Below are 11,270 nucleotides of genomic sequence, written 5' to 3' on the forward strand. Positions count from 1 at the left end.
GCCCTATCGGCGTGCTCCCCTGATCCGGACACTCAACGTCTGCGGCGCCACGCCGCTGACACTCACGCCGGCAGGAACGGCAGCACACCGGCCAGCAGCGCCGAGCCGACGAAGGCGACGACGTCGAGCAGGGCGTGGGCGCCGACGAGGGGCCACAGCCGGCCGGTGCGCTGCCAGTACCGCCCGAACACCAGGCCCATGAGCAGGTTGCCCAGCCCGCCGCCGAAGCCCTGGTAGAGGTGGTACGACCCGCGCAGGGCGGCCGAGATCGCCAGCGCGCGGTTCTCGCCGACGCCGAGTCGCCGCAGGCCGTGGAGCAGGTAGCCGACCACCAGGACCTCCTCGGCCCAGGCGTTCGCCACCGCCGAGATGACCAGCACCGGCACCCGCCACCAGTGGTCCTCCAGCAGCGAGGGGACGACGGTGGTGTTCAGGCCCAGCGAGCGCGCGGCGAGGTAGAGCGCGAGGCCGGGGATGCCGATCAGCGCGGCCAGGCCCACCGACGCCAGCGCGTCGCGCCCGGGACGTCGTCCGTCGAGCCCGATGTCGCGCGGGCCCGAGCCGCCCCGGACGAGCAGGTAGAGCCCGAGCGCCCCCCACGCGACGAGCGCGAGCGAGCCCGCGAGCTGCGCCGCGAGATCGGCCCACGGGTTGCGGGCGAGGCTCTCGTCGATGGCCACCCGGCGCTGGTCCAGCGGCACGGGCGAGGACAGCGCGTCGAGCAGCGAGATCAGGCTCCGCACGCCCGACAGCCCGAGCGTCACCGCGAAGACCACGACGAGCTCGGTGCGCAGCAGGCGGCGGCCGGGCGGATCGAGGACGACGACGCCGGCCGGGGGAGCGGGACGCAGCCACGCCCGCCACGTCTCCCGGCTGATCACGGGCCCAGGCTAGGCGCAGGCTCAGGCGGGGCGACCGGACCGCTCGACGGCCGCGGTGAGCCGGCTGAGGAGATCGTGGGCGAAGGCCTTCTCGGCGTCACCGAGCGCGCGGCACACCTCGTCGATCTCGCGGACCGCGGGCAGCCAGGCCGCGTAGGAGGCCGCGCGGGCGGCCTCGGTCACGGTGAGCACCACGCGCCGCCGGTCGGCGGTGTCCCGGACGCGTTCGACGTGACCGGCCCGTTCGAGGCGGTCGACGAGCACCGTGGCCGAGGCGGAGCTGATGCCGAGGCGACGACCGAGGTCGGCCGTGCCCATCGACCCGTGCTGGGTCAGCTCGCCGATCGCCGACATGTCCGTGGCGTTCATGTCCATCACCCGCGCCATCCGCCCGACGAGCTCGCGGGACGCGGTGATGAGGTCGCGCACCGCGAGCGTCGTGGCGTCCAGCTCCTCGAGGTCGGCCACGTCACTCCCAGAAGTAGTTAGACAATCTAGCGATCAGGATATCCGAGGTGCGTGACCCGCCACGCACTGATCTCCGGCGCCAGCATCGCCGGGCCCGCCCTCGCCCATGAGCTGAACGCGCAGGGGTGGCGCACCACCGTCGTCGAACGCGCGCCCCGGCTGCGCGACGAGGGGCAGAACATCGACGTGCGGGGGGCCGGGCGGGAGGTCCTGCGCCGGATGGACCTCGAGGACGCGGCCCGCGAGGCCGGGACCGGCGAGCGAGGACTGCGGTTCGTCGACGACGACGGGGCGGCCGTCGCGTCCTTCCCGGCGGGGGAGAACGACACCGCGGGCGGCACGGCCGAGATGGAGATCCTGCGCGGCGAGCTCTCGCGCCTCCTCTACGAACGCACCCGGGAGCGGACCGACTACCGCTTCGGCGAGCAGATCCGCGCGCTGACCGACCACGGCGACCGCGTCACGGCCCGTCTCGCGAGCGGCGAGGAGCTCGACGCCGACGTGGTCGTGGTGGCCGAGGGCACGCGGTCGCGCACCCGCGCCCTCGTGATGCCCGACGTCGAGCTCACCGAGCTCGGCCTCCAGATCGCCCACCTGACCATCCCGCGCACCGACGACGACGACCGTTGGTGGCGCTGGCACAGCGCCCCGGGGTCGCGCAGCACGAGCCTGCGTCCCGACAACCTCGGCACCACCCGCGCGATGCTTTCGTTCCTCACCGACGTCCGCGGCCTCGAGGCGCTCGACCGGGACGCCCAGGTGGCGATCCTGCGCCGCACCTACGCCGACGTCGGCTGGCAGGCCCCGCGGGTGCTGGACGCCCTCGACGGCGCACCGCTGTACTTCGACGCCGTCGCCCAGGTGCGGCTGCCGCGCTGGAGCGCGGGCCGCACGGTGCTGCTCGGCGACGCCGCCTGGGCCACCGGCCCCTTCGGCCTGGGGACGAGCCTGGCGCTGGTCGGCGCGTACATCCTGGCCGGCGAGCTGTCGGTCGGGCCGGACACGGGCGTGGCCCTGGCCCGCTACGAGGAGCTGATGCGCCCGTTCGTCGACAAGGCCCAGGACGTCAAGCCGATCGCCCTGCGCGCGATGAACCCGCGCTCCGCGGCGGGCCTCTCCGTGCAGCGGACCGTGCTGAGCGCCGCCGGCGCGCTCTCCTCGGTGTTCGGCGGGCTGGTGGAGAAGCTCTCGGGCCCACCGGCGGAGGCGATCGAGCTCCCCGACTACCGCTCCGCGGCCTGACCGCGCCCGCGCCCCGTCGTCGGTAACCTCGGGACCGTGCTGCGCCTGCTCGTCACGCCCCGGTGGATCGGGTGGACGCTGTTCGCGCTCGCGGCGGTCGTGGTCTGCGGCCTCATGGCCTGGTGGCAGGTGGTGCGCGCGGAGTCGCCCGGCGGGTCGCTGCTCAACGCCGGCTACGCGTTCCAGTGGCCGCTGTTCGGCCTGTTCTTCGCCGCCCTGTGGTGGCGGATGCTGCGCGCCGAGGCGAAGGCCCTGGAGGACGTGCGCGCGCGGCCGACCACTGCGGAGAGGACGCCCGTGCGGGCCGCCGCCGCGGACTCCCCGTTCGGCCCGCGCCCGGCCGGCGTGCGCGAGGGCGGCCTCGACGCCGGCACCGACCCGGGCCCGGGACGCGCGCAGTACAACGCGATGCTGGCCGAGCTCGCGGCCCGCGGGAGCACCCCCGAGAAGGAGACCGATCCGTCGTGACCACCAGTGCGCCGCCCGCCCGGCCCACCCCCGACGTCGTCGCCGCGCTCAAGCGCTACCGGGTCGGGGCCTGGGTGGTCGGTGTGGGCCTGCTCGTGCTCGTCCTGGTCGGGATGCCGCTGAAGTACCTGGCCGGCGACGGCACCGTCGTCGCGATCGTCGGCCCGATCCACGGCTTCCTGTACATGGGCTACCTGCTGCTGACCGCGGACCTCGCCTACCGCGACCGCTGGCCGGTCGGCCGCGCGGTGCTCGTGGCGCTGGCGGGCACGATCCCGTTCGTCTCGTTCGTCGCCGAGCGGAAGATCACGCGCCCGCTGCGCGACGCGACGTAGGCCGCACCCCCGGCACCTCGTCGGAGCACCCGATGAGGGCGCGGACGGCCTCCCCGAGCTGACCGGGGCACGACAGCGGCGCGGCGAACGGCAGGCGCACGTCGTGGTCGTCGTTCTCGGACTCGATGCGCAGCCGCAGGCCGTGGCGGTCGACGCCGAGCGGGGCGATGCGGTTCCCGGGGCGCCGCAGGTGGATCGGGAGTCGCGGCACCAGCGCCGACAGCGTGTTCGTGTGCGCGGCGGCGAGGTGGGCGAGCCACGCGTCGCCGGTGGCGGCGACGGGGTCCGGGGCCGCGGCGGCCACCGCGGTCGGGGCGAGCGCCTCGGTGCCCTCCGCGTCGGAAAGCACGACCATCGTCGGCTCGAGACGCAGGAGCGTCTCCCCGTGACCGACGTCGAGGAGCCGCTCGTCGGGCTGCTCGGCGGCGATCCGGAGCGCGGCCCGGCGGGCCACGCGCAGCGGCAGCACCCGCAGGCGGCCCGACACCCAGAGCAGGCCGCGGACGGGGCGGCGCACCGAGACCGGGGCGACGTCGCTGAGCTCGAGCATCACCGGCAGCAGGGCGTCGCCCCGCTCGCGGGCGGCCAGGACGAGGGCGTGGTCGTCGGGGAACTGCAGGGTCGCGGCCCCGGTCGCGGGCACGTGGTGCAGCGTCGGGGCGGCCCGCAGGTCGCCGTCGGACTGCTCGGGCTCCCCGATGACGGCCGCGTGCCGGGCACGCCCCGCGAGGGTGCGCGCCCGCTCGGCGGGCGTCGGGACGGGCGGCGCGGGCGGTCGACTCCTGGCCATCGGGCTCCCTCGTGTCGCGAACTGAGGGGAGCCTAACCAAACTTCTGGGTCCGTCGCGAGACCGGTGTGCCCGAGTGGATCCCCGGGCCGGTGCCGGGGCCGTCCCGGGCCGCCCGCTACCGTGCGGACGTGTCCACCGTCCCCCAGGCCGGCGGGGCACCGGTCGACGGTGTTCCTCCGCTGCTCCGCGCGATCGTCGACAATGCGGCGCTCGTGGCCGAGGGCACGCGCCCGTCCATGGCGACGGTCGTCGACGAGCACCTCGCGGCGCGGTCCGCCGACGCCGGAGGGCTGCTCGGCTCGCTGGTGGTCCCGGTGTCCCGGCTCTCCGAGCTCGTCGCGGAGCTGGTGAAGCGCCGGCCCGCGGGGCCCGTCCCCGTCGCGCTCGCGGTCGACACCGGCCTCGGCGGCGTCCCCAAGGCGCTCTCGCTGACCTCGTCGCGGGCGGCCCTGCTCGACCCCCGCACGGTCGAGATGCCGGCGCCGCACGACGTCGACACCGTCTGGCTCGAGCGCGTCACCGAGTTCGTGCCCGAGGACGTCGTGGCCGTGGTCGAGCCGCGTCGCCCCGACGTCGGCGGCTCCTCGGACTGGCTCGACGGCGTGCGCCGGGTCGTGGACCACGGCTGCCGCCCCAAGCTGCGCTGCGGCGGCGGGCGCGCCGGTGCCTTCCCGGGCATCCCCGACGTGTCCGGCTTCGTCGCCCTGGCCGTCGGCGCGGGGCGGTCGTTCACGGCGAGCATCGGCCTGCAGTCCGCGGTGCGGCACACCGACCTGGTCACCGGCTTCACCCACCACGGCTGGCTGAACCTGCTCGTGGCCACGCTGCGTGCCCTCACCCCGGGCCTCGACACCCCCGTCGAGCAACGCATCGGCGACGCGCTCGCGATCACCGACGGCGACGCCTTGGCCGCCGAGCTCGCCGCCGTCGGCCCGGACGCCGCGCTGCGCGTCCGCGCGCTGTTCTCGTCGTTCGGTTCGACGTCGGTCGCCGACCAGGGCCCCGAGCTCACCCGCCTCGGCCTGCTCTGACGCCCGCCGGGCGCCTGCGTACGCTCGGTGGGCGTGACCGGTCTGCGCGTGGCGTTCCTCGGCCCGCACGGCACGTTCTGCGAACAGGCGCTGCGCACCCTGACGCCCGCCGACCTCGACGCCGCCCTGGGCGACGCCGAGCCCTCGGAGCACCCCCTGTCGAGCACCACCGCGGTGCTCGACGCGGTGCGGCGCGGTGACGCGGACGCGGCGTGCGTGCCCGTCGAGAACTCCGTCGAGGGCGGCGTGCCCGCGACGATGGACGGGCTCGTCGAGCAACCGCCGCTGGTGATCGTGCGGGAGATCCTGCTGCGCGTGGAGTTCGCGGTGCTCGTGCGTCCGGGCACCACCGCGGCCGACGTCACCAGCGTGGCGTCGCACCCGCACGGCGAGGCCCAGACCCGCCGCTGGATCGCCGAGCACCTGCCCGGCGCCGAGGTGCGCCTCACCGGCTCCACCGCGGCCGCCGCGGCGCAGGTGGCCGCAGGCGAGGTCGACGCCGCGGTGTGCGCGCCCGTCGCCGCGGCCCACCACGGGCTCGAGGCCCTCGCGACCGGGGTGCACGACAGCGGCGACGCCGTGACGCGGTTCGTGCTGGTCCGCCCGCCCGGGCCGCCCGGCCTGCCCACGCCCACCGGCGACGACCGCACCTCGATCGCGGCGACCACCGTGAACCGTCCCGGCGCGCTGCTCGCCGTGCTCACCGAGATCGCCATGCGCGGGGTCGACCTCACCCGCATCGAGTCGCGCCCGCTGCAGGACCGCCGCGGCGACTACTGGTTCTTCCTCGACGGCAGCGGGCACGTCGCCGACCCCGCGATGGGCGAGGCGCTGGCCGCGCTGCGGCGCCGGTGCACCGACGTGCGGTTCCTCGGCTCCTACCCGCGCGCCCGGCTCGACGGGCCCCGCGGGGACGCGGTGTCCGGGCCCGGCGAGCAGGAGCCCGGGCAGACCCTCAAGGACCACACCGAGGCGGCGTCCTGGGTGGCGGCGCTGCGGGACGGGACGGGCGCGTGAGCGATCTCCGACTCGTGCTGGCCCGCCACGGCCAGACCCAGGCCAACATCGACCGGATCCTCGACACCGTCCTGCCCGGGCCGCCGCTGACCGAGCTCGGGCGTGCGCAGGCCCACGCCCTGGGCGGGGAGCTCGGCGACGGCGCCGAGGGCACCGTGACCGCGCTGTACCACTCGCCGGCGCAGCGGGCCCGGGAGACGGCCGAGATCGTCTCCGGCTACGTCGGTCTCACGCCGAGGGAGGTCACCGGGGTGCACGAGGTGTTCGTCGGGGAGCTCGAGGGCCGCAACGACGAGCCCGCCATCGCCGAGTTCCGCCGGGTCTACGACTGCTGGCAGGCCGGCGACCTCGACGTCGCCCACCCCGGCGGGGAGAGCGGGCGCGACCTGCTCGACCGCTACCTCCCCGCCGTCGCCGGCCTGCGCGACCGCCACCCCGACGGCGGCACGCTCGTGCTGGTCAGCCACGGGGCCGCGCTGCGCCTGGCGGCCCAGGAGCTCGTCGAGCACGTCGGCACGCCGCGCGCGGAGGAGGAGCACGTCGCCAACTGCGGCCGCGTCGTCCTGCGGCCCCGCGGCAGCGGCTGGGAGCTCGTCGCCTGGCGCGCCGCCGTCCCCGGCGGCCTGCCCTCGAGCGACGACGTCACCGGCTGACGTGAGCGAAGTTCCCGGCTATAGCCGTGAACTTCGCTCACGGCCCTAGCCCCAGCCCAGGCGGTGCAGGGTCTCCTCGTCGATGCCGAAGTGGTGCGCGATCTCGTGCACGACGGTCACCGCGACCTCCTCACGCAGCTCGTCCTCGTCGGAGCACACGTCGGCGAGGGCGAGGCGGTAGAGCGTGATCCGGTCGGGCAGGACGCCGCCGTAGTCGCTGTAGCGCTCGGTGAGCGCGACGCCCTCGTAGACCCCGAGCAGGTCGGGCTCCTCGGGATGACGGTCGTCGACGAGCACGACGACGTTGTCCATCGCCCGGGTCAACGGTGCCGGGAGCTCGTCGAGGGCGTCGGCGACGAGCTCCTCGAACCGGTCGGGCGGGACCTCCACGGGCGCAGGGGACGGCGGGGTCAGCCGCCGCCGAGGCCCGGGACGGGCAGGGCGGGCACCGACAGGCCGGGCTGCTGCTGCCCGCCGGGCTCCTGCCCCGCCCCGCCGGCCGTGCCGCCGGTCGCGGTGCCGCCGCCCTCGGGAGCGGGAGTCGCGGAGCCCGGCACCGACGCCGGCGCGCCGGGACGCAGGCTCGGCGTCGTCGCGGGCGCTTGATCCCCGGGGCCGCCGATCGTGACGCCGTCCGCGGCCTTGCCCGTCAGCGGGGCGAAGCCCGAGTTGTCGGCCAGCAGCGAGCCGAGGTTGCAGGTGACGCGCCGGGTGCCCGCGGTCCAGGACTCCTGCGCGAGGTTGGTCCAGTACACCGTGAGCTTCGAGTCGGTGAGCTTCTGCGCCGAGCCGACGTACTGCTCGGCGATGCGCTGGCAGGTCGGCTGCAGGTAGTTGTCCTGGTCGTCCACCGACGGGAACGTGTCGCGGAACTGGGTGCCGAGGTCGACGACCCCGGCCACCTCGGCGGCGTGGGTCTCGCCGCAGGCGACGGGGTCCGAGACCTCCTTGCCGGCGAGCCCGAGGCAGGTGCCCGCGTCGAACACCACGGCCTGGTCGGCGTCGGCCACCCGCCCGCTCGACGGGAACAGCGCGCCCGTGCGGCCCGGGGCCTGCAGCCCGCAGCGCACCGTGCGGTCGCCGCCGTCCCACGCGGCCTGGGTCGGCTTGAGGGCGCCCGTCTTGTAGCGGCCTGCGGGGTCGAGGCGGCCCTGCAGGTACCGGGTGGCCTGCGGGGTGCACTGGTCGGTCACGAGCTGCTGCCAGGCCGGGTCGGCGGGGAACGGCGCCCCCGGCGGCTGGGTGGCGGTGACGGCGCCGACGCTCTCGAAGAGGTGCGGCTGCGCGCACTCGACCTCGCGGACGTCACCGGCGTCGTCGCGGCCCCAGGTCAGGCAGCGGCCGGGCTCGGTGGTCAGCGCGGGTCGCTCGTCGGCGTCCTCGCCGCTCGAGCCGCCGGACGCGCTCGGCTGCTCGTCGGCGACCCCGAGCACCCCGGGCGCCTGCCCCGTGGCGGCGAGCGCGGCGGCGGCGATCAGCATGATCAGGGCGCCGGCCAGGACACCGATGACACCGCGGCGCGCGGCGCGACGACGGGGATCGGTGCCGTCGTCGGGTCCGAGGACACGATCGATCAGGCGGCGGTGGGCGGCGTCGTCGCCGGAATCGGGGCGGTCCTCACCGGACGGCCCGGACTGGCGTTCCCGGAGCAGCATCGCCCTGACATCATGCCGCTCGCGGGCCGAGGAGGGCGGGCGACCCCCGGATCCGGCAGGATCGACGGTGACCGGCGCGCGCCGGGCGGCCCCAGGACGTCGGCGCCCCGCGCGGCGGGAGCCGGCCGGGGAGTCCGACCGGGAGTGCGGAAGGGCGGGACATGACGGAGCGAGAGGGCGACGACACTCGCCCGTCGGACGGACGGACCGAGAAGTTCGACACCTCGGCGGCGCGGCCGACGGACAAGGTCGACACGTCGGCGGTCGCGGCGGGGCGCCACCGCGGGGCCGACGACACGAACGACGCGAACGACACGACCGACGTGCACGCGGGCGACGACACCGCGACCCCGCCCTCGGGCGTGCCCGCGGCCACGACGACGTCGGGCAGCGGGGCGATGGCCGCGGTGGGCGCCGACTCCGGCCAGGAGGTCCAGGGCCGCTCCCGTGGCCGGGTGCGCTACCAGGACCCCGAGACCACCAAGCCCCGCGAGCCCACGGTCGCCGAGCAGCGCGCGCGCCGCGAGGCGCAGCGGCGCGAGCGGGCCCAGCGCGACGCCGCGGAGGCCGCCGCGCAGCGCAAGAAGAAGGTCCGCAAGCGGGTGCTGGTCGGCGGCGGTGTCGCGGTCGGCGTGGTCGCGCTCGTCGCGATCGTCTACGCGGCCAGCCAGCCCGACGAGGTCGAGGCCCAGTGCGTCGACCCGCAGGGCGTCGTCGTGCCCGACGAGAACTGCGGCGGGAGCCAGCAGGGCGGCTACTACAACAGCAGCGGCGTCTTCGTCCCGATCTTCATCGGCGGCTTCGGCAACCAGTACCACTACAACTACGGCAGCCGGTCGCCCGTGGGGACGGTCGCCCAGGGCGGGACGACGGCGCCGCCGGCGGCCGGTACCAGCGTGCGCAGCGGCACCTCGGGCAGCTCGCTGGGGTCGACCTCGAGCAGCGGCACGGTCAGCCGTGGCGGCCTGGGCGTCGGCGGTAGCTCCAGCGGCACCAGCGGCTCGTCGGGCAGCTCGAGCAGCAGCGGCGGGAGCAGCTCCAGCGGCAGCTAGTGGCGGCGATACGGCAGGATCGGCGTCGTGCAGCGCGCGACCGGTAGGCCCCGTCCCGATTGGCAGTCGAAGATCGAGGAGCAGGGGCTGGTGTTCGGCACCCCTGCTGCGGGGCTGAACGGCGCCCGGCCCTACTGGGACGAGTCGGTGCACTACGTCTTCGACATGGCCGAGATCCTCTCGCTCGAGGCCGACGTGGAGCTCCTGCACTCGATGTGTCTCGAGGCCGTCGACCACGTCGTCACCACCGAGCGGTTCCGCGACTTCGCGTTGCCCGAGTGGTGCTGGGAGCAGGTCGCGGCGTCCTGGCGACGTGGCGACCCGCATCTCTACGGGCGCTTCGACCTTCGCTACGACGGCTCGGGGCCGGCGAAGCTGCTGGAGTACAACGCCGACACCCCGACCACGCTGCTCGAGGCGTCGATCTGCCAGTGGTACTGGCTCAAGGACGTCCACCCCGACGACGACCAGTGGAACTCGCTGCACGAGAAGCTGGTCGAGCGCTGGGGCGAGATCGCCGCGAAGCTGCCCCGCAACGAGGCGCACTTCTGCTGGTCGCAGGCCGACCCCACGGGCGAGGACCACGTCACGGTCGCCTACCTGCAGGAGTGCGCGGCCGAGGCCGGCCTCGACACCATCGGCCTCGCGATCGAGCAGCTCGGGTGGGACTCCGCGCTCGACCGCTTCGTCGACCTCGAGGAGGCGCCGATCGCGACGGTGGACAAGCTCTACCCGTGGGAGTGGATCCTCGGCGACGACTTCGGCAAGCACGTCGTCCGCAGCCTGCCCGAGACGACATGGATCGAGCCGCTGTGGAAGACGCTGCTGTCGAACAAGGCGCTGCTCGCGGTCCTGTGGGAGATGTACCCCGGGCACCCGAACCTGCTCCCGGCCTCGCTGGGTGACCCGGGCCTGCTCACCGAGTACGTCCGCAAGCCGCTGCTCGGCCGCGAGGGCGCGAACATCGCGATCGTCGCCCCGGGCTACGAGACCGAGACCGGCGGCGTCTACGGCGAGGAGGGCTACGTCTACCAGCTCTTCGACCCGCTTCCCGAGTTCGACGGCTACCGCCCCGCCCTCGGCGCCTGGATCGTCGGCGACACCTCCGCGGGGCTCGGCATCCGGGAGACGACGGGGCTCGTGACGGACAACGGCGCGGCGTTCGTGCCGCACCGCATCCCCGACTGACGCCGTGCCCTAATCTGGCGCCCCGTTCGTCCGGATGGAGGCCACGACAGGTGCTCGCTCCCGAATTCTGGCCCACCGTGGGCGTCAACATCGGCCTGATCGCGGTCTACGCCGTGATCGGGGCCGTGCTGATGTACGTGGGCTACTTCGCCATCGACCTCACGACCCCCGGCGACCTGCGCGGGCTGGTCCGCGAGGGCCGGCCGAACGCCGTGGTCGTCTCGGCGGCGGGGATGGTCTCGATGGCGCTGATCGTCGTCGTGGCCATCTACATCTCCGGCGGCGGGTTCGTCGAGGGGATGCTGAACACGGCGATCTACGGCCTCGTCGGGATCGTCGCCCAGGTGCTCGCGGTGCGCGGGCTCGAGGCCGTGGCGCGTCTCGACGTCGACGGCTGCCTGCACGACGACCGCTTCACCCCGGACTCCGCCGTGATCGCGGCGATGCACCTGGCGCTGGGGCTCGTCGTCGCCGTCGCCATCATCTAGC

General features: G+C 75.2%; 14 protein-coding genes. 9 read left to right on the forward strand and 5 right to left on the reverse strand.

The window, feature by feature from the left end:
* Positions 1-62: 62 nt before the first annotated feature.
* Complete coding sequence (locus PH191_RS22665) at positions 63-881, reverse strand: CPBP family intramembrane glutamic endopeptidase (RefSeq protein WP_274196900.1); 819 nt, start codon at positions 879-881, stop codon at positions 63-65.
* 21 nt (positions 882-902) lie between these two features.
* Positions 903-1,349 carry a MarR family winged helix-turn-helix transcriptional regulator gene (locus tag PH191_RS22670; protein WP_274196901.1) on the reverse strand — a complete coding sequence of 149 codons (447 nt, stop codon included), beginning with the start codon at positions 1,347-1,349 and terminating at the stop codon, positions 903-905.
* Between the two features lie 51 nt (positions 1,350-1,400).
* Between PH191_RS22670 and PH191_RS22675 the strand changes: the two genes are divergently transcribed.
* The 3 genes from PH191_RS22675 to PH191_RS22685 are packed head-to-tail and all read left to right on the forward strand — an operon-like array spanning position 1,401 to position 3,394.
* Entirely contained in the window at positions 1,401-2,591 is a 1,191-nt protein-coding gene (locus PH191_RS22675) for an FAD-dependent monooxygenase (RefSeq protein WP_274196902.1), read from the forward strand.
* A 36-nt stretch (positions 2,592-2,627) separates the two neighbouring features.
* Entirely contained in the window at positions 2,628-3,059 is a 432-nt protein-coding gene (locus tag PH191_RS22680) for a hypothetical protein (protein WP_274196903.1), read from the forward strand.
* The gene (locus PH191_RS22685) at positions 3,056-3,394 is read left to right on the forward strand and encodes a DUF3817 domain-containing protein (RefSeq protein ID WP_274196904.1); all 339 of its coding nucleotides are present in this window, start codon (positions 3,056-3,058) and stop codon (positions 3,392-3,394) included. The genes PH191_RS22680 and PH191_RS22685 overlap by 4 nt, the downstream gene beginning before the upstream one ends.
* Here the strand turns inward: PH191_RS22685 and PH191_RS22690 are convergent.
* Positions 3,366-4,184 carry a DUF2470 domain-containing protein gene (locus PH191_RS22690; protein ID WP_274196905.1) on the reverse strand — a complete coding sequence of 273 codons (819 nt, stop codon included), beginning with the start codon at positions 4,182-4,184 and terminating at the stop codon, positions 3,366-3,368. The genes PH191_RS22685 and PH191_RS22690 overlap by 29 nt on opposite strands.
* A gap of 129 nt (positions 4,185-4,313) precedes the next feature.
* Between PH191_RS22690 and PH191_RS22695 the strand changes: the two genes are divergently transcribed.
* Genes PH191_RS22695 through PH191_RS22705 form a run of 3 tightly spaced genes read left to right on the forward strand, consistent with a single transcriptional unit; the run spans position 4,314 to position 6,886 of the window.
* Complete coding sequence (locus PH191_RS22695; protein WP_274196906.1) at positions 4,314-5,216, forward strand: hypothetical protein; 903 nt, start codon at positions 4,314-4,316, stop codon at positions 5,214-5,216.
* 42 nt (positions 5,217-5,258) lie between these two features.
* A complete protein-coding gene (pheA, locus tag PH191_RS22700; RefSeq protein ID WP_274196983.1) occupies positions 5,259-6,233 on the forward strand; it encodes a prephenate dehydratase in 975 nt (324 codons plus the stop codon).
* Positions 6,230-6,886: a histidine phosphatase family protein gene (locus PH191_RS22705; RefSeq protein WP_274196907.1), complete on the forward strand. Its 657-nt coding sequence runs from the start codon at positions 6,230-6,232 to the stop codon at positions 6,884-6,886. The genes pheA and PH191_RS22705 overlap by 4 nt, the downstream gene beginning before the upstream one ends.
* A gap of 45 nt (positions 6,887-6,931) precedes the next feature.
* Here PH191_RS22705 and PH191_RS22710 read toward each other — a convergent pair whose 3' ends face one another.
* Both PH191_RS22710 and PH191_RS22715 read right to left on the reverse strand, forming a co-directional pair.
* Positions 6,932-7,276: a metallopeptidase family protein gene (locus PH191_RS22710; RefSeq protein WP_274196908.1), complete on the reverse strand. Its 345-nt coding sequence runs from the start codon at positions 7,274-7,276 to the stop codon at positions 6,932-6,934.
* Positions 7,277-7,296: 20 nt separating this feature from the next.
* Positions 7,297-8,541 (reverse strand): septum formation family protein, encoded by a 1,245-nt coding sequence (locus tag PH191_RS22715; protein ID WP_274196909.1) that lies wholly within the window; start codon positions 8,539-8,541, stop codon positions 7,297-7,299.
* 161 nt (positions 8,542-8,702) lie between these two features.
* Between PH191_RS22715 and PH191_RS22720 the strand changes: the two genes are divergently transcribed.
* Genes PH191_RS22720 through PH191_RS22730 form a run of 3 tightly spaced genes read left to right on the forward strand, consistent with a single transcriptional unit; the run spans position 8,703 to position 11,269 of the window.
* A complete protein-coding gene (locus PH191_RS22720; protein WP_274196910.1) occupies positions 8,703-9,593 on the forward strand; it encodes a hypothetical protein in 891 nt (296 codons plus the stop codon).
* 27 nt (positions 9,594-9,620) lie between these two features.
* Positions 9,621-10,781 (forward strand): glutathionylspermidine synthase family protein, encoded by a 1,161-nt coding sequence (locus tag PH191_RS22725; RefSeq protein ID WP_274196911.1) that lies wholly within the window; start codon positions 9,621-9,623, stop codon positions 10,779-10,781.
* 50 nt (positions 10,782-10,831) lie between these two features.
* A complete protein-coding gene (locus PH191_RS22730) occupies positions 10,832-11,269 on the forward strand; it encodes a DUF350 domain-containing protein (RefSeq protein WP_274196912.1) in 438 nt (145 codons plus the stop codon).
* The last annotated feature ends 1 nt before the right edge of the window (position 11,270 follow it).

The sequence above is a fragment of the Actinomycetospora callitridis genome (assembly GCF_028737265.1).
Classification (GTDB): domain Bacteria; phylum Actinomycetota; class Actinomycetes; order Mycobacteriales; family Pseudonocardiaceae; genus Actinomycetospora; species Actinomycetospora callitridis.

Bases quoted from the DNA above. Each gene is read 5' to 3' on its own strand.
- PH191_RS22690 (WP_274196905.1), bottom strand. From the start codon at position 4,184: ATGGCCAGGAGTCGACCGCCCGCGCCGCCCGTCCCGACGCCCGCCGAG.
- PH191_RS22715 (WP_274196909.1), bottom strand. From the start codon at position 8,541: ATGCTGCTCCGGGAACGCCAGTCCGGGCCGTCCGGTGAGGACCGCCCC.
- PH191_RS22720 (WP_274196910.1), top strand. From the start codon at position 8,703: ATGACGGAGCGAGAGGGCGACGACACTCGCCCGTCGGACGGACGGACC.